This is a genomic window from Rhodococcus aerolatus, from assembly GCF_054783215.1.
This window is the reverse complement of the sequence record NZ_BAAGQZ010000008.1, coordinates 1-17,256: the sequence shown is the minus strand read 5'-3', so window position 1 is coordinate 17,256 and position 17,256 is coordinate 1. Positions and strand designations below refer to the sequence as shown.

Genomic DNA, 17,256 nt, shown 5'->3' with positions numbered 1-17,256 from the left:
CTCCCCGGCGCGCGCGTCGAGCGTGGCGACCACCCGCACCCGCGCGGGGTGAAGGCCCCGCAGCACGGTGGCGACCGCCGCCAGCACGGCGGCGGGGTCCGTCCCCGGGCGCAGGCCGACCCCGACGACGAGGTCCCTCACGCGGGCAGCGGGGCCGTCCGGGCCGCGGCCACCAGCCGGGCCACCGCGTGCGGGGTCCCGGCGGGATGGGTGTGCAGGTAGGAGGCGTGCACCCCGGGTGCCCCGGCCCCGCCGAGGAAGCCCTCGGTGACGGTGCCGCCCGAGTGCGCCCGCCACCCCCAGGCCGGGGACGGGCCGCTGACCGGGGCCACCACGGTGCGGTGGAACTCGTGGCCGCTGACCCGCTCCCCCGCCCGGTGCAGCACCGAGCCGCCGAGCGCGACCGCCTCGCGGTAGCCGAGCAGCAGCCGGGGGCTGAACACCGCCTCGGCGTCGAGCACGCCCGCCAGGTCGAAGGAGGGGCCGTCGCGGCCGGCGAGGCGTCGGCACAGGTAGAGCAGCCCGCCGCACTCCGCGTGCACCGGGGCGCCCGTCGCGGCGAGGTCGCGCACCGCGGCCAGCAGCGCGGTGTTGCCCGCCAGCTCGGCCACGTGCTCCTCCGGGAACCCGCCGGGCAGCACGAGCGCCGCGGTGCCCGGGGGCAGCGCGGTGTCGGCCAGCGGGTCGACGGTGACCACGTCCGCCCCGGCCGCGGCCAGCAGCTCGGCGTGCTCCGGGTAGCCGAAGGTGAACGCCGGGCCGCCGGCCACGGCCACGACGGGCCGCGGGCCGGGGCGATCCACCGCCCCCGCCGCGCCGACCTCGGCGGCCGGGTCCCAGGCGGGCGCGGTGACGGGCCGCGCGGTGGCCGCGACGGCGAGCACGGCGTCGAGGTCGACGTGGCGGGCCACGAGCGCGGTCATGGCGGCCACGGCCGCGGTGGCCTCCCCGCCGTGCTCGGCCGCGGTGACCAGGCCGAGGTGGCGCGACGGGACGGCGAGCGCCTGGTGGCGCGGCAGCGCGCCCAGCACGGGCACGCCCGCCGTCGCGCAGGCCTCCCGGAGCACCTCCTCGTGCCGCGCCGACCCGACCTTGTTGAGCACCACCCCGGCCAGGTGCACGCCGGCGTCGAAGGTGGCGAAGCCGTGCAGCAGCGCGGCCAGGCTGCGGCTCTGCCCGCGGCTGTCGACCACCAGCACCACGGGGGCTCCGAGCAGGGCGGCCACGTGGGCGGTCGAGCCGTGGCCCGGCCCGGACGGTCCGCCGCCGACCTTGCCGTCGAAGAGGCCCATCACGCCCTCGACGACGGCCACGTCCGCGCCCGCGCAGCCGTGGGCGAACAGGGCGGGCACCCGCTCCTGGCCCACCAGCACCGGGTCGAGGTTGCGCCCGGGCCTGCCCGCGGCCAGCGCGTGGTATCCCGGGTCGACGTAGTCCGGTCCGACCTTGAACGGGGCCGGCCGGTGGCCCGCGGCGCGCAGCGCGCCGAGCAGGCCGGTGGCCACCGTGGTCTTGCCGCTGCCCGAGCCGGGGGCGGCGATGACGACGGCGGGGGTGACGACGGCGGGGGTGACGACGGCGGGGGTGCTCACCACTCGATCCCGCGCTGGCCCTTGCGGCCGGCGTCCATGGGGTGCTTGACCTTCGTCATCTCCACCACGAGGTCGGCCGCGTCGACCAGGGCGGCGGGGGCGTCGCGGCCGGTGATGACGACGTGCTGGCGGCCGGGCCGGTCGGCGAGCACCTCCAGGACCTCCTCGACCCCCACCCAGCCCCACTTCAGGACGTAGGTGAACTCGTCGAGGACGTAGAAGTCGTGCTCCCCGGCGCGCAGCCGCCGGGCGATCTCGTCCCAGCCCTCGCGGGCGTCCGCGGCGTGGTCGGTCTCAGTGCCGGGCTTGCGGCTCCAGGACCAGCCCTGGCCCATCTTGTGCCACTGCACGGGCCCGCCCTGCCCGGTCTCGGCGTGCACCCGGTCGAGCGCGCGGAACGCCTCCTCCTCGCCGACCTTCCACTTGGCGCTCTTGACGAACTGGAACACGGCGAGGTCCATGCCCTGGTTCCACGCGCGCAGGGCCGTGCCGAACGCGGCGGTGGACTTGCCCTTCATCTCCCCGGTGTGGACGGCGAGCAGCGGCGCGTTGCGGCGCTGCCGGGTGGTGAGCCCGTCGGCGGGCACGACGGTGGGGACTCCCTGGGGCACGGCTGGTCTCCTGCTCGGCTCAGGCGGCGGGGTCGCGGGCGGGGCGCCCGGCGGCCGTGGCGGCGCGGACGGTGCCGGCCACCCGTTCGGCGCTCACGTGGGCGAGCGGGACGTGCTCGGCGCGCAGCGCGGTGGCCAGCGACGCGGCCAGGCCGAGCCGCACCAGGCCGGACTCGCAGTCGACGACGACCGCGGCCACGCCGTCGCGGGCCAGCAGGGCGGCCGCGGCGCGGGAGCGGCCGACCGGGTCGGGGCCGCCGGTGGCCCGGCCGTCGGTGAGCAGCACCAGCAGGGGCCGGCGGGCGGGGTCGCGGACCCGGGCGGAGGCGAGCACCTCGCGGGCGGTGAGCAGCCCAGCCGCCAGCGGGGTGCGGCCACCGGTGCGCAGGCCGGCGAGCCGGCGCGCGGCGACGTCCACCGAGCCGGTGGGCGGCAGCACCACCTCCGCGTCGGCCCCGCGGGCGACGACCACGGCCACCTTGTCGCGGCGCTGGTAGGCGTCGCGCAGCAGGGAGGTGGCCGCGCCGGTGACCGCGGCGAGCCGGTCGCGGGCGGCCATGGAGCCGGACGCGTCGACGACGAAGAGGACCAGGTTGCCCTCGCGGCCCTCGCGCACGCCGAGGCGGACGTCGGCCGCCACCAGGCGGACCCGCCCGCCCGCGTCCCGACCCCGGGCGCGCTGGTGCGGCGCGGCGGCCAGCAGGGTGTGCACCAGGTGCAGCCCGTGGCCCCGGGTGGCGTCGGAGGCCTCGGCGCGGCCGTGCTCGGCGCGGGCCCGTGAGCGGCGGGCCGGTGCGCCCCGGCCGACGCCGGGGACCTCGAGCCGCCGGGTGCGGAAGGTCGCGCCCGGGGCGGCGGCGGGTCGCGACGGCGGCGGGCCGGCCGGGGTGGGGGCGGGCTCGTCGGCCGTCTCCCCCGCGGCCCCGTCGGCGTCGCCGGGGGCGGGCGGGGGCCCGGCGTCCGGCTCGGGCGGGGGCGCACCGCCCCCGTCGGGGTCCGGGTCGGGGTCGGGGTCCGGGTCCGGCACGTGGTCGCCGGGCTGCTCGGCCTCGCGCATCGCGTCGTCCAGCGCGCCCGGGTCGAGGCCGGGCTCGTCGAACGGGTCGCGGCGGCGGCGGTGGGGCAGGGCCAGCTCGGCGGCCACCCGGACGTCCTCGGCGGTGACCGTGCCGGCCCCGCGCCAGGCGGCGTGGGCGCTGGCGGTGCGGGCGAGCACGAGGTCCGCCCGCATGCCGTCGACGTCGAACGACGCGCAGAGCGAGGCGATCCGGCGCAGCTCCGGCTCGGGCAGCACGACGTCCGGCAGCACCGCACGGGCCGCGGCGACGCGCGCGCCCAGCTCGGCGTCCGCGGCGGCGTGCGCCGCGACGAACCCGTCGGGGTCGGCCTCGTAGGCGAGCCGGGTGCGCACCACCGCGACCCGCGTGTCGACGTCGCGGGAGGCGCTGACCTCCACCGCGAGGCCGAACCGGTCGAGCAGCTGCGGGCGCAGCTCGCCCTCCTCGGGGTTCATGGTGCCGACGAGGACGAAGCGGGCCGGGTGGGTGTGGCTGACGCCGTCGCGCTCCACGTGCACCCGTCCCATCGCGGCGGCGTCGAGCAGCACGTCGACGAGGTGGTCACCCAGCAGGTTGACCTCGTCGACGTAGAGCACGCCCTGGTGCGCGCGGTGCAGCAGGCCCGGGGAGAAGGCGTGCTCCCCGTCGGCCAGGGCGCGGCCGAGGTCGAGCGAGCCGACCACCCGGTCCTCGGTGGCGCCGATGGGCAGCTCGACGAGGTGGGCGGTGGTGCCGTCGGGCGCCGCGGGCAGCAGGGCGGCGAGCGCCCGGACCACGGTGGACTTGGCCGTCCCCTTCTCCCCGCGCGCCAGCACGCCCCCGATGCCGGGGTGCACCGCGCACAGCAGCAGGGCGAGCCGGAGCTGGTCCTGCCCGACGACGGCGCTGAACGGGAAGCCGGGGGGCGCCGCGGCGTCCACTGGTGCAGCCGTGCTCACGCGACGCTCCATCCCCGGGTGTCCACGCCCGCGGTCGGGGTCCGGCAGAGATCCCTGCCGGGGTCCGACAGGGATCTGCCGGGGGTCCGCGAGACGCGGCAGCATCCTGGCTCGGGCCCGGCAGCACCACGCTGCAGCGCCCTCACAGTGGCGGGACCGCGCCGGACTCGCACCGGCTTGCCTGCCCGTCGTCTCGCACCGGCCCTCGGGCCGGCGCGGTGAGCATAGCCGTGCGGCTAGCGGCCCCGGCGCAGCATCGGGGTGTGGGGGATGCCGTCCTCGAGGTACTCCTCGCCGTCGGCGACGAAGCCGTGCGCGGCGTAGAGGTCGACGAGGTGGGTCTGCGCCTCGAGCCGGCAGTCCACCGTCCCCACCTCGGCCAGCGCGGCCTGCAGCAGCCGCTTGGTGTGGCCCTGCCCGCGCGACTCCGGCCGGGTGCAGAGCCGACCGATGCGGAAGAGGTTCTCCGGCCCGTGCTCCTCCATCAGGCGCAGGGTGGCGATCGGCTCGCCGTCGACCTCGAGCCACAGGTGCCGCGTGTCCTCGTGCAGGTCCCGGCCGTCGAGCTCCTCGTAGGCGCAGGCCTGCTCGACGACGAACACCTGCACCCGCAGCCGGAGCAGGGCGTAGAGCGTCGGGGTGTCGAGGTCGGCGGACCACGCGCGGCGCAGGGAGGGCTTCATGGCCCTTGGTTACCACACGCGGCCCCGGGCCGGAGGCGTCGGCGAGGCCCGCCGCCCCGCCCTACGATCGGCGCCGTGACCGCGTGGGAGCCCGACGTCCTCGGCCCGGACTACGAGCGGCTCACGCTGCCGCTGGGCACCGACCCGGACGGGGAGGGCGAGGTGGTGGCGACCCTGGTCCGCCACGTCCCCTCCACGACCTCGGACGCGCTCCGGGCGGGCACCGGGGCCCTGCTGCACGTGCACGGCTACACCGACTACTTCTTCCAGACCGGTCTCGCCGAGCGCGTGGCCGCGGGCGGGCGCGGCTTCTACGCCCTCGACCTGCGCCGGTGCGGGCGCTCGCTGCGGCCCGGCCAGACCCCGCACTACTGCACCGACCTCGCCCGCTACGACGCCGAGCTCGACCGCGCGCTCGCGCTGGTGACCGAGGCGCTCACGGCCTCGGGGGGGCCGGTGTCCGTCGTCGTGGAGGCCCACTCCACCGGCGGCCTCGTCACCCCGCTGTGGCTCGACCGGCGCCGCCGCGCCGGCCTGCCCCCGGTCGCCGGGCTGGTGCTCAACAGCCCGTGGTTCGACCTGCAGGGCGCGCCGTGGCTGCGCAGCGTGGGCACCCTCGCCGTCGACGCGGTGGGCCGGCTCGCCCCGCGCCGGGTGCTGCCCACCGCCGTCGCGGACGCCTACGGCGCGAGCCTGCACGCGAGCAGGCAGGGCGAGTGGGACTACGACCTGGACTGGAAGCCGCTGCTGGGCGTGGCCGTGCGGGCGGGGTGGCTGCGGGCAGTGCGGCGCGGCCACGCGCAGCTGCACCGCGGGCTCGACGTCGGCTGCCCGTCGCTGGTGCTGCGCTCGGACCGCTCGGTGCTGGCCACCAGCTGGCGCGAGGAGGTCGACGCGGGGGACGCGGTGCTCGACGTGGCGCAGATCGCGCGGTGGGCCGGCTGCCTCGGCGGGCGGACCACCGTGGTCCCCGTGCCCGGCGCCCGCCACGACGTGTTCCTCTCCACGGCCGGGCGACGGGAGGCCGCGATGACCGAGCTCGACGCGTGGCTGGGTGAGCTGGACCACGTGCGGGACGTCACCTACTAGCGGGTAGGTTCGGGCCCGGCGAGCGAGCCCGGACCCGCTCCGCACGTCACCTCGGCCCGGACCCGCCCAGAGGAGCCCTCGCGATGCGCCAGCTCTCGTCCCTCGACGCCCAGTTCCTCAACGCCGAGACGGCGACCACGCTGGTCCACGTCGGCAGCCTGTCGATCCTCGACCCGACGACGGCCCCGGGCGGCGACCTCACCATCGACGACCTCCGCGCGCTCATGGCGTCCCGGCTGCACCTCGTCGGGCCGATGCGCTGGCGGCTGCACGAGGTGCCCCTGGGCCTCGACCTGCCCTACTGGGTCGACGCGAGCGACTTCGACCTCGACTACCACGTCCGCGAGCTGGCCCTGGTCGCCCCGGGCAGCGACGAGCAGCTCGGGGAGCAGGTGGCCCGGCTCGCCGGCCGCCCGCTCGACCGGCGCTACCCGCTGTGGGAGAGCTACCTCATCCACGGCCTGTCCGGCGGCCGCAAGGCGCTCTACACCAAGGTCCACCACGCGGCGATCGACGGCGTCTCCGGGGCCGAGGTGCTCGCCGTGGTCATGGACGTGACCCCCGAGCCCCGCGACGTCGAGCCCGCGGACCCCGACGCGCGCCCCGACCGCGCCCCCGGCACCGCCGCGTCGCTGGCGAAGGGGCTGTGGCGCAGCGCGTCGCGGCCCGCGTCCTTCGTCCTCTCGGCGCCGCGCATGCTGCCCCACGTGCTCGACCTGCCCGGTGCGGCCAACATCCCGCTGGCGCCCACCGTGGGCAAGGTGCTCGGCTCGCTGGGCCGCGCGACCGGGCTCAGCGACGGCGACAAGCTGCCCGAGCTGGCCCCGACCCCGCCGCGGACCCCGTTCAACGGCCCCATCACCGCCCACCGCAAGCTGGCGTTCACCTCGCTGGACCTCGCCGAGGTCAAGCACGTCAAGAACGCCTTCGGCCTCACCGTGAACGACGTGGTCATGGCGCTGTGCACCACCGCGCTGCGCCGCTGGCTCGTCGACCACGACGCGCTGCCCGACACCCCGCTGGTGGCCGCCGTGCCCGTCTCGGTGCGCACCCCCGAGCAGATGGGCACGGGCGGCAACCAGATCTCGTTCATGCTCGCCGCGCTGCCCACCCACGTCGCCGACCCCCGCGGCCGCCTCGAGGACCTGCACACCTCGCTGGCCGCGGCCAAGGAGCGGTTCGACCAGGTCCCCGCGCAGCTGCTGCACGAGTACAGCGCGGTGCTGCCGCAGGCCCTGCACGGCCTGGCCTCGCGGACCCTGCTGCGCGCCATCACCCTGGCCGCGCCGCCGTTCAACCTGTTCGTCTCCAACGTGCCCGGCCCGCAGCTGCCGCTCTACACCGCGGGCGCGCGGGTGCTGGCCAACTACCCCGTCTCGGCGGTGAGCGACGCCGGCGGCGGCATCAACATCACGGTGATGTCCTACGACGGCAACGTCGACTTCGGCATCGTGGTCTGCCGCGAGATGGTGCCCGACGTCTGGGAGCTCGCCCGCCACGTGCGCGAGGGCCTCGCCGAGCTGGTCAAGCTGGCGGACCGGGCCACCGGGTCCGGCGGCGACGCCGGCGACGGGGCCGGCGACGGGTCCTCCCCCACCGAGGCGGACCGCACGGCGTAGCTGCGGGCACCGCCCGGCCACCGCGGCCCGGCGGGCCCGGCACCCCCGCCGGTAGCGTGCCCGGGGTGAGACACTTCGACCTCGCGGTCATCGGCACGGGCTCGGCCAACTCGATCCTCGACGAGCGCTTCGACGACCTCGACGTCGCCCTGCTCGAGGAGGGCACCTTCGGCGGGACGTGCCTCAACGTCGGCTGCATCCCCACCAAGATGTTCGTCTACGCCTCCGAGGTCGCGGCCACCGTCCGCGACGCACACCGCCTGGGGGTCGACGCCCACGTCGACGGCGTGCGCTGGACCGACGTCGTCACCCGCGTCTTCGGCCGCATCGACCCCATCTCCGCCGGGGGCGAGCGCTACCGCACCGAGGGAACGCCGAACACCACCGTGTACCGCGGGCACGCCACCTTCACCGGTGAGCGCACCATCGACACCGGCACGGGCGAGACCATCACCGCCGACCGCGTCGTCGTCGCCGCCGGGTCCCGGCCGGTCGTGCCGGCGGTGGTCCGCGACTCCGGGGTGCCGTTCCACACCAACGAGGACGTCATGCGGCTGCCCGAGCTGCCGCGCTCGCTGGTGATCCTCGGCGGCGGGTACATCGCCTCGGAGTTCGCCCACGTCTTCGCCGACCTCGGTACCCGGGTCACCCTGGTGGTGCGCGGGCCGCAGCTGCTGCGCCACCACGACTCCGACGTCGCGGAGCGCTTCACCGCGCTCGCGGCGCAGCGCTGGGACGTCCGGCTGGGCCGCGACACCACCGCCGTGGCGGCGACCGCCGACGGCGGGGTCCGGCTGACCCTCGACGACGGCAGCACCGCCGAGGGCGACGCCCTGCTGGTCGCGACGGGTCGGGTGCCCAACGGCGACGAGCTGCTGGTGGAGAAGGCCGGCATCGAGCTCCACGAGGACGGCCGCGTCAAGGTCGACGAGCAGCAGCGCACCACCGCCGAGGGCGTGTGGGCGCTGGGCGACATCAGCTCGCCGCACATGCTCAAGCACGTCGCCAACCACGAGGCGAAGGTGGTGCAGCACAACCTGCTGCACCCCGAGGACCCGCGCACCACCGACCACCGGTTCGTCCCCGCGGCCGTGTTCACCCACCCGCAGATCGCGGCGGTGGGGATGACCGAGGCGCAGGCCCGCGACGCCGGGCTCGACGTCGCCGTCAAGGTCCAGGCCTACGGCGACGTGGCCTACGGCTGGGCCATGGAGGACACCCAGGGCTTCTGCAAGGTGGTCGCGGAGAAGGGCACCGGGCGGCTGCTCGGCGCCCACGTCATGGGCGCCCAGGCCCCCACCGTCATCCAGCCGCTCATCCAGGCGATGGCCTTCGGCCAGACCGCGCTGCAGGTGGCGCGGGGGCAGTACTGGATCCACCCGGGCCTGCCCGAGGTGGTGGAGAACGCCCTGCTGGGCCTGGAGCTCTGACTCAGAGGTCGAGGTCGACGACCACCGGGGCGTGGTCGGAGGGGCCCGTGCCCTTGCGCGCCTCCCGGTCGACGTAGGCGTCGGTGACCGCGGCGGCCGCCGCCGCGTCGGCCAGCACCAGGTCGATCCGCATGCCCATGTCCTTGTGGAACGCCCCGCCCCGGTAGTCCCAGTAGGTGAACGGGTGGTCGTTCTTCAGCGGCCGGGCCTCCACGTCGGTCAGCCCGAGGTCGAGCAGCGCGGTGATCGCGTCGCGTTCCGGCGCGGTGACGTGGGTGGACCCCTCGAAGCGGGCGCGGTCCCACACGTCGGCGTCGGTCGGGGCGACGTTGACGTCCCCGCAGGCGGCGAACGCGGCCGGTCCGGCGGCCAGCTCGTCGCGGGCGGCGTCGCGGAACGCCGCGAGCCAGGCCAGCTTGTAGGCGTAGTGCGGGTGCTCGGGCTCGCGGCCGTTGGGAACGTAGAGCGACCACACCCGCAGCGGGCCGCACGTGGCCCCGACCGCGCGGGCCTCCACCCGGCCCGCGCCGGCGTCGAACAGGCCGTCCGCGGCGGTGCCCGGGTCCCAGGAGGGCTGGCCGGGGAAGCCGACCGTCACCGCGTCGAGGCCGACGCGGGAGAGCACGGCCACCCCGTTCCAGCGGCCCTCCCCCGCCACGGCCGACTCGTAGCCCAGGGCGCGGACCTCGTCGGCGGGGAACGCCTCGACCGAGGTCTTGGTCTCCTGCAGGCACACCACGTCGGGCCCGGTGGCGTCGAGCCAGTCGAGCAGCCGGGGCAGGCGGGCGGTGACGGAGTTGACGTTCCAGGTGGCGAGGCGCACGGGAGCAGTCTCTACCAGGGGCTGGAGCGCAGGGCGATCTCCCCGGCCAGCTCGACGGGGGCCTGCTCGGGGATCCAGTGGCTCACCCCGGCCAGCTCGACGAAGCGGTACTCCCCCCAGGCGTGCCGGCCCGTGGCCACCGCCTGCGCCCGACCCAGCGCCTGGTCGGCGTCGCTCCACAGGAACGTCGTCGGCACCTCGACGGCGGGGACGTCGCGGTAGTCCTCGCCCCGCATGGCCCGGTACCAGCTCAGCGCCGCGGTCAGCGCGCCCCGGTCGCGCAGCGGGCCGACCGAGGCCTCGATGCCGGCCGCGTCCTGCCCGCCTTCGGCCACCATCGCGCGCAGCCGCGCGGCGTCGTCGGCCAGCAGCACGTCCTCGGCGTGGCCCTCCTGCGCGAACAGCCCGAAGTAGTCCGAGCGGGCCTGCTGGTCGGCGTCCGACGCCAGCGCGGCGGCGAAGGCCACGGGGTGCCCGACGCTGGCCGCGACGAGGCTGGAGACCCGGTCGGGGTGGCGGGCCGCGAGCTGCCAGGCGACGGCGGCCCCCCAGTCGTGGCCCACGAGGTGGAACCAGCCCACGCCGAGCGCGTCGGCGATCCCCAGGACGTCGGAGACCAGCTCGGGCACCCGGTAGTGCTTCACCCCGACAGGGCGGGCCCCCGGGGAGTAGCCGCGCTGGTCCGGGACCACCGTGCGCATCCCCGCGGCGTGCAGCCGCGGGACCACCGCGTCGAAGCACCGGTGGTTCTGCGGGAAGCCGTGCAGCAGCACCACCGTCGGCGTGGACGCGGAGCCCCCCGAGGAAGCCCCGTCGGGCCCCTCGACGGCCACGTCGAACGTGTGGGGACCGACCTGCACCTGCTGCGTCGTCACCGCCGCGACGCTACCGCCCGCGTCACGCCGCCCCGGGGCCCGCGGGGGCGTAGGTTGCCCCCGATCGGGTCACGGCTGCGGGGTGCGACGACGCACCCGACGGGGCCCCGGAGGGAGCCGTGATGGCGAACGAGACAGCCTCGGGATCGAGCCCCAGCCGGGGTTCCAGCCACGACGCCGACGTCGCCCATGCCGTCCTGTTCTCGGGGGCGGCCGCCATCGGCGGGTTCCTGTTCGGCTACGACACCTCGGTCATCAACGGTGCGGTGACGGCGATCGAGCAGCGGTTCTCCGCCAGCGCCACCGCGACCGGGCTGACCGTGTCGCTGGCGCTGCTGGGCGCGGCGGCCGGCGCCTGGGTGGCGGGCAGCCTGGCCGACCGGCTGGGCCGCATCCGCGTCATGCAGATCGCCGCCGTCATGTTCGGGGTCAGCGCCGTCGGCTCGGGCCTGCCGTTCAGCATCGTCGACCTCGCCCTGTGGCGGATCCTCGGCGGCGTGGCGGTCGGCGTGGCGTCGGTGATCTCCCCGGCCTACATCGCCGAGATCGCCCCCGCCGCCTACCGCGGCCGGCTCGGCTCGATGCACCAGCTCGCGATCGTCCTCGGCATCGCCGTCTCCGCCCTCGTCAACTACGCCATCGCCTCCGCCGCGGGCGGCTCGGCCAGCAACGACCTGCTCGGGCTGCAGGCGTGGCAGTGGATGCTCATCGTCTGCGTCGTGCCCGCCGCGCTGTACCTCGTCATGTCGCTGACCATCCCGGAGTCGCCGCGCTACCTGGTGCGCCAGGGCCGTGACGACAAGGCCGCCGCCGTCCTCGCCGAGGTCGAGGGCGGTGACCACGACGCGGTGGCCGCCCGCATCGAGGAGATCCGCCGCTCGCTGAACATGGACGCGAAGTCCTCGATCAAGGACGTGCTGGGCGGGCGGTTCGGTTTCATCCCGCTGGTGTGGCTGGGCATCGCGCTGGCCGCGCTGCAGCAGTTCGTCGGGATCAACGTGATCTTCTACTACTCCTCGGCGCTGTGGCAGTCCGTCGGCATCGGTGAGGACCAGTCGCTGCTCATCAGCGTCGTCAGCGCCGTGGTCAACATCGGCGGCACCCTGGTCGGCATCGCCGTCATCGACCGCTTCGGCCGGCGGCCCCTGCTCATGGTCGGCTCGGTCGGCATGGCGGCCGCGCTGGGCACCGCGGCGTGGGCGTTCTCCTACGCCAACCCCGACATGCCCGACGCCCCGCTGCCCGACCCGCAGGGCACGATCGCCCTGGTCGGGGCCAACGCGTTCGTCTTCTTCTTCGCGCTGTCGTGGGGCCCGGTGGTGTGGGTGCTGCTCAGCGAGGTCTTCCCGAACCGGCTGCGCGCGGCCGCGGTGGGTGTGGCGACCGCCGCCAACTGGATCGCGAACTTCCTGGTCTCGGTGAGCTTCCCGCGCTTCTCGGCCGCCAACCTGTCGCTGACCTACGTCGGCTACGCGGTGATGGCGCTGATCTCGCTGGTGGTGGTGCTGAAGTTCGTGCCGGAGACCAACGGCCGCACCCTCGAGGACGCGGGCTGAGCCCGCGGACCCGGCTCGCAGCCGGGATCGGCGCGGCGCTGCTGGCCCTCGCGGGCTGCGCGTCGGGCACCTCCGGCGGTGGGTCGTCGGCGACCACGACCTCCCCCGCCGCGGCGGCGGCCGGCCTGCCCGACGCCGCGGCGGTCGTCGCGGAGTTCGCCGCCGCGGGGCTGCCCACCGACGGGGCGGCCGACACCACGGCCGCCGACTGCGGCGCCGACGTCGGCTGCACCAGCGCGCGGACCCTGCCCGCCGTGGTGGTGCGGGCGTTCCCGACCTCGGGCCGCGCGGAGATCTACGCGAACGCGCTCGACGTGTTCCACGTGGTGTCGGTGTCGCTGACCTTCGCCCCCGGGGTGCCCCCCGAGCAGCAGCGCCGGTACGAGGCCGCCGCGAGCCGCACCGTGCGCTGACCGACCCCGGGCACCACGCGCGACGGCCCCCGACCCCCTGCTGGGGGTCGGGGGCCGTCGGGCTCAGGTGGGGTCAGGCGTCGTGGTCGACCTCGAGCAGCGCCTGCAGGGTGTCGAGCGCGGCGTCGGCGCCCTCGCCGTCGGCGCTGAGCTCGACCTCGTCACCACCCCGGATGTGGAGGGTGAGCACGGAGAGCAGGCTGCGGGCGTCGACGGCCTCGCCCCCGGTCTTGCCGATGGTGACGGGGACGGGCTGCTTGGCGGCCTCGGCCGCGAACAGCCCGGCGGGGCGGGCGTGCAGGCCGATCTGCGAGGCGATGGTGACGGTGCGGGTAGCCATGGTGGACCTTCTCAGCTGGGGGTGGTCACCCGCCACCCGGCGCGGGGACGCCGGGTGGCGGGGAGAACGGGGGTGGAGCGGGACGAGCAGTCGAGCAGGTGCGTCAGGCCGGCACGGCCCGGAACATCAGGCCGGCACGGCCACGGCCGCGGCGCTGGCCGGGGTCTCGACGTCGGAACCCTTGCGACCCATCGACTTCAGCGCGACGACCGCCGCGGCCGAGACCGCGGTGCCGATGACGATGGCGACGATGTAGAGCAGCACGTTGCCGACGACCGGGAAGACGAACACCCCGCCGTGGGGGGCGCGCAGCGTCGCGGAGAAGGCCATCGAGAGCCCACCGGTGACGGCCGAGCCGAGCATCATCGAGGGGATGACGCGGAAGGGGTCCGCCGCGGCGAAGGGGATCGCACCCTCGGAGACGAAGGTCGCCCCCAGCAGCCAGGCGGCCTTGCCGTTCTCGCGCTCGACGTCGGTGAACAGCTTGGCGCGGACCACCGTGGCCAGGGCCATGGCCAGCGGCGGGGTCATGCCGGCGGCCATGACGGCGGCCATGATCTCCAGCGGCGCACCGGAGACGGCGTTGCCCGCGGCGGTGAGGCCGGCGGTGGCGAAGGCGTAGGCGACCTTGTTGACCGGGCCACCGAGGTCGAAGGCCATCATCAGGCCGAGCAGGATGCCGAGCAGGACCTTGTTGGTGCCGGTCAGCCCGTCCAGGAAGCTGGTCAGGCCGTTGGTGGCGGCGGTGATGGGCTTGCCGACGACCAGGAACATGACCAGGCCGATGATCACCGTGGAGACCAGCGGGATCACCACGACCGGCATGATCGCCCGCAGCGCCTTGGGTACCGGCAGGTGGGCGATGTAGTACGCGACACCACCGGCCAGCAGGCCGGAGACCAGGCCGCCGAGGAAGCCGGCGCCGATGGCGGCGGCGATGAGGCCGCCGACGATGCCGGGCACCAGGCCGGGCCGGTCGGCGATGGCGAAGGCGATGAAGCCCGACAGCACCGGGACCAGCATGAAGAAGCTGATCTTGCCGATGACGAAGAGCAGGCCCGCGTAGCCCGCCTGGGACAGCAGCAGGTCGAGGCTGCCCTCCTTGGTGAAGCCCAGCGGGAAGTTGCCCGCGACGTCGGTGTAGGTGGTGCCCCCGATGGTGCCGCCGTAGAGCTTGGTGACGACGTCGTCGCCGCCGAACAGGAAGCCGATGGCGATGAGCAGACCGCCGGCCGCGACGAACGGGATCATGTAGGAGACCCCGGTCATCAGCCACTGCCGCAGCCGGGTGCCGACGCCGACCTGCTGCTCGTCCCCGTCGTGGCTCGACGACGCCGCGCCGGCCGCACCGGCACCCACCGCGCCGGCCCCGGCCGCGCCGGCCCCGACCGTGGCGGGCTGGCGCTCGGCGGCGGCGACGGCCTCGGCGATCATCGCGTCGCCGTCGTTGATGGCGCGCTTGACGCCCGCCCGGACCAGCGGCTTGCCGTCGAAGCGGGCCTTGTCCCGCACGTCGACGTCCGCGGCGAAGATGACCGCGTCGGCCGAGGCGATGGTGGCCCGGCTCAGCGGGGTGGAGCCGGCCGAGCCCTGCGTCTCGACCTCGATCTCGTGGCCGGCCTCGCGGGCCGCCTCCTCGAGGGCCTCGGCGGCCATGTAGGTGTGCGCGATGCCCGTGGGGCACGAGGTGACTGCTACGAACTTCACTGTCCGACCTCCGTCTGGACGTAGGTGGCGAGCGCGGCCGGGTCGGTCGCGTCGCGGAGCTCCTGCTTGAAGGCCTTGCGGACCAACCGCCGGGCCAGCTGCGCGAGCACGGTCATGTGCTCGGCCCCTCCGCCGGCGGGTGCGGCGATGAGGAAGATGAGGTGGGCGGGGCCGTCCGGGGCGCCGAAGTCGACCCCCGCGGTGCTGCGGCCGAACGCCAGGGTGGGCTCGGTGACGGCCACCGAGCGGCAGTGCGGGATGCCGATGCCGCCCTCGAGGCCGGTCGGCATCTGCTCCTCGCGGAGCGCGATGTCGACGAGGAACTGCTCGAGGTCGGTCACGCGGCCCGCGGCGACGAGCCGCGCGGCCAGCGACTCGACGGCCGAGTGCTTGTCGGTCGCGGCCAGGTCGAGGTCGACCAGGTCCGCGGTGATCAGGGTGCTCATGCAGCCTCTCCGGTGAGGACGAGCGAGGTGTCCAGCACGGGGCTGAGACGGACGACCTCGGGGTGGACGTCGGACTTCCCGGGCATGACGCTGCCCGGCAGGCCCACCGCGGCGGCGCCGTAGGCGACCGCGGTGACGAGGGCCTCGGTGCCGGACCCGCCTGCGGCGAGGAACCCGGCAAGTGTGGAGTCGCCCGCGCCCACGGTGCTGCGCACCGGGACGGGCGGGGTGGCGGCGTGGTGGGCACCGGTGTGGTCGACGAGCAGCGCACCGCGCTCGCCGAGGCTGACCAGCACCGCGCCCACACCCTGCTCGCGCAGCTCCTGCGCCGCCGCCAGCACGTCGCCGAGGCTGGTCAGCGGGCGCCCCGCGAGCTCGGCGAGCTCCTCGAGGTTGGGCTTGACCAGGTCGGGGCCCGCGGGGATGGCGGCCAGCATGGGGGCGCCGCTGGAGTCGACGGCCACCCGGGCACCCGCGGCGTGGGCGGCGCGGACGATGCGGGCGTGGAAGTCGACCCCCGCGCCGGCGGGCAGGCTGCCCGCGCACACCACCCACTCCGCCCGGGCGGCCAGCTGGGCGACCTCGAGCTCGAGGTCGGCGACCTCGGCGTCGGAGAGGTGCGGGCCGGGCTCGTTCACCTTGGTCGTCGTGCCGTCCGGCTCGACGAGCGCGGTGTTGCAGCGGGTGCTGCCCCGCACCGGCACCGAGACCACGGGCACGCCCTGCGGGCCGAGGAGGTCGGCGATGCGGGTGCCGACGGAGCCGCCCGAGGGCATGACCGCGACGCAGGCCTCGCCCGCGGCGACGAGGGCCCGCGCGACGTTGACGCCCTTGCCGCCCGGGTCGACCCGCGAGGAGCTGGCCCGCAGCACCTCGCCGCGGACGAGGGCGGGGAGCTCGACCGTGCGGTCCAGGCTCGGGTTGGGGGTGACGGTGACGATCATGCGACGACCACCTCGGGTCCGGCGGCCTCGAGCGCGGCGCGGTGTCGCGCCGGCAGGCCGGGGTCGGTGACCAGGACGTCGACGTCGCTGGTCCGGGCGAAGCGCACCAGTGCGTCGGCGCGGTGCTTGCTGGAGTCGGCGAGCACGACGGTGCGCCGCGCCGCGCCGACCATGGCTGCCTTGACGGCCGCCTCCGCGGCGTCGGGGGTGGTGAAGCCGCGGTCGGCGGAGAAGCCGTTGGCCCCGACGAGCGCCACGTCCACGGTGAGCCCGTCGAGCGCGTCGAGCGCCCAGGTGTCGACGGTGGCCAGGGTCCGCGAGCGCACCCGGCCGCCCACCAACGAGACGGTGGTGTTGGCCCGGGTCGCCAGCAGCGACGCGATGGGCAGCGAGTTGGTCAGGACGGTCAGCTCGCGGTCGGCCGGGAGGAGCTGGGCGAACCGCGCCGTGGTGGTGCCGCCGTCGACGAGCAGGGTCGCCGCGCCGTGGACCTGGTCGAGCGCGGCCTTGGCGATGAGCTCCTTCTCCGCCGAGCTCACCGTGTCGCGGGCGGCGAGCTCGGGCTCGACGTCGAGGCGCTCGGCGGGGATGGCGCCCCCGTGCACCCGGCGCAGCAGGCCCTGGCGCTCCAGCGCGCCGAGGTCGCGGCGGATGGTCTCCGGGGTGACGTCGAGCTCGGCGGCCATCGTGGTGACGTCGAGGCGCCCCTCGGAGCGTGACCGGCGCAGGAGCAGGCTCTGGCGTTCCGCGGCGTACATGTCCGATCACCTCCGTTCGATGTTTGCTTGAGACTGATTCTGTGGTTATTTCTGGACTTGTCAACCCCTCGGGCGTACTTTCGTGTGAGCCAGTTCATGTGACCCACGACGGGGGCGTGTCCTGCACCACCCCGGCACCCGCACCGCCCACCCCGACACCCCCACCCCGACACCCCAGGAGGACCCGGTGGCCCAGCTGACGACCGACCGCACCGCCCGCGCCGACGGCGGGAGCTCCCCCGCGCCCGAGAGCGTGCTGCGGGGCACCCCGGCCAGCGCCGGCCGCGCCAGCGGGCGGGTGGTCCGGGTCGCCGACCCGGTCGCCGAGCCGGGCGCGCTGCCCGCCCCGGCCGACGCCGAGGCCGAGGCCGCCC

At 75.9% G+C, this 17,256-nt stretch carries 15 protein-coding genes, 1 pseudogene and 1 riboswitch; of the genes and pseudogenes, 6 read left to right on the top strand and 10 right to left on the bottom strand.

Annotation, left to right across the window (positions count from 1 at the left end; translation table 11 throughout):
• Positions 1–137: 137 nt before the first annotated feature.
• From ACYVOF_RS04625 to ACYVOF_RS04610, 4 genes are all read right to left on the bottom strand, one after another.
• Positions 138–1,592 (bottom strand): cobyrinate a,c-diamide synthase, encoded by a 1,455-nt coding sequence (locus tag ACYVOF_RS04625; protein WP_460864357.1) that lies wholly within the window; start codon positions 1,590–1,592, stop codon positions 138–140.
• Positions 1,589–2,203, bottom strand: a complete 615-nt coding sequence (gene cobO / locus ACYVOF_RS04620; RefSeq protein ID WP_460864356.1) for a cob(I)yrinic acid a,c-diamide adenosyltransferase — start codon at positions 2,201–2,203, stop codon at positions 1,589–1,591. The genes ACYVOF_RS04625 and cobO overlap by 4 nt, the downstream gene beginning before the upstream one ends.
• A gap of 19 nt (positions 2,204–2,222) precedes the next feature.
• Positions 2,223–4,199, bottom strand: a complete 1,977-nt coding sequence (locus tag ACYVOF_RS04615) for a VWA domain-containing protein (protein WP_460864355.1) — start codon at positions 4,197–4,199, stop codon at positions 2,223–2,225.
• Positions 4,200–4,301: 102 nt separating this feature from the next.
• Positions 4,302–4,378: riboswitch (cobalamin riboswitch) on the bottom strand.
• Between the two features lie 57 nt (positions 4,379–4,435).
• Positions 4,436–4,882 carry a GNAT family N-acetyltransferase gene (locus ACYVOF_RS04610; RefSeq protein WP_460864354.1) on the bottom strand — a complete coding sequence of 149 codons (447 nt, stop codon included), beginning with the start codon at positions 4,880–4,882 and terminating at the stop codon, positions 4,436–4,438.
• 75 nt (positions 4,883–4,957) lie between these two features.
• Between ACYVOF_RS04610 and ACYVOF_RS04605 the strand changes: the two genes are divergently transcribed.
• The 3 genes from ACYVOF_RS04605 to mtr all read left to right on the top strand — a co-directional run bounded on the left by ACYVOF_RS04605 (position 4,958) and on the right by mtr (position 9,020).
• Entirely contained in the window at positions 4,958–5,971 is a 1,014-nt protein-coding gene (locus ACYVOF_RS04605) for an alpha/beta hydrolase (RefSeq protein WP_460864353.1), read from the top strand.
• An 83-nt stretch (positions 5,972–6,054) separates the two neighbouring features.
• Positions 6,055–7,590, top strand: coding sequence for a WS/DGAT/MGAT family O-acyltransferase (locus ACYVOF_RS04600; RefSeq protein ID WP_460864352.1), 1,536 nt, complete (start codon positions 6,055–6,057; stop codon positions 7,588–7,590).
• Positions 7,591–7,655: 65 nt separating this feature from the next.
• Positions 7,656–9,020, top strand: coding sequence for a mycothione reductase (mtr, locus tag ACYVOF_RS04595; RefSeq protein WP_460864351.1), 1,365 nt, complete (start codon positions 7,656–7,658; stop codon positions 9,018–9,020).
• Position 9,021: 1 nt separating this feature from the next.
• On the opposite strand, the gene ACYVOF_RS04590 is transcribed toward mtr, so the two are convergent.
• Together ACYVOF_RS04590 and ACYVOF_RS04585 are read right to left on the bottom strand one after the other, a co-directional pair.
• Entirely contained in the window at positions 9,022–9,843 is an 822-nt protein-coding gene (locus ACYVOF_RS04590; RefSeq protein ID WP_460864350.1) for an exodeoxyribonuclease III, read from the bottom strand.
• Between the two features lie 11 nt (positions 9,844–9,854).
• Positions 9,855–10,718, bottom strand: a complete 864-nt coding sequence (locus ACYVOF_RS04585; RefSeq protein WP_460864349.1) for an alpha/beta fold hydrolase — start codon at positions 10,716–10,718, stop codon at positions 9,855–9,857.
• 122 nt (positions 10,719–10,840) lie between these two features.
• Between ACYVOF_RS04585 and ACYVOF_RS04580 the strand changes: the two genes are divergently transcribed.
• Both ACYVOF_RS04580 and ACYVOF_RS04575 read left to right on the top strand, forming a co-directional pair.
• Positions 10,841–12,274: a sugar porter family MFS transporter gene (locus ACYVOF_RS04580; RefSeq protein WP_460864348.1), complete on the top strand. Its 1,434-nt coding sequence runs from the start codon at positions 10,841–10,843 to the stop codon at positions 12,272–12,274.
• 254 nt (positions 12,275–12,528) lie between these two features.
• On the top strand, positions 12,529–12,687 hold the full coding sequence (locus ACYVOF_RS04575; protein ID WP_460864347.1) for a hypothetical protein: 159 nt from the start codon (positions 12,529–12,531) through the stop codon (positions 12,685–12,687).
• A 73-nt stretch (positions 12,688–12,760) separates the two neighbouring features.
• Here the strand turns inward: ACYVOF_RS04575 and ACYVOF_RS04570 are convergent, their stop codons facing one another.
• The 4 genes and pseudogenes from ACYVOF_RS04570 to ACYVOF_RS04555 form a co-directional block, all read right to left on the bottom strand.
• On the bottom strand, positions 12,761–13,027 hold the full coding sequence (locus ACYVOF_RS04570; RefSeq protein WP_460864346.1) for an HPr family phosphocarrier protein: 267 nt from the start codon (positions 13,025–13,027) through the stop codon (positions 12,761–12,763).
• Between the two features lie 126 nt (positions 13,028–13,153).
• Positions 13,154–15,180: pseudogene (locus ACYVOF_RS04565) on the bottom strand (PTS fructose transporter subunit IIABC).
• Positions 15,177–16,124, bottom strand: coding sequence for a 1-phosphofructokinase (gene pfkB, locus ACYVOF_RS04560; RefSeq protein ID WP_460864345.1), 948 nt, complete (start codon positions 16,122–16,124; stop codon positions 15,177–15,179). Before pfkB ends, ACYVOF_RS04565 begins: the two are co-directional and overlap by 4 nt.
• A complete protein-coding gene (locus ACYVOF_RS04555) occupies positions 16,121–16,882 on the bottom strand; it encodes a DeoR/GlpR family DNA-binding transcription regulator (RefSeq protein ID WP_460864344.1) in 762 nt (253 codons plus the stop codon). The genes pfkB and ACYVOF_RS04555 overlap by 4 nt, the downstream gene beginning before the upstream one ends.
• Before the next feature lie 187 nt (positions 16,883–17,069).
• Here ACYVOF_RS04555 and ACYVOF_RS04550 point away from each other — a divergent pair.
• The coding region (locus tag ACYVOF_RS04550; protein ID WP_460864343.1) for a hypothetical protein at positions 17,070–17,256 on the top strand (187 nt) is incomplete at its 3' end.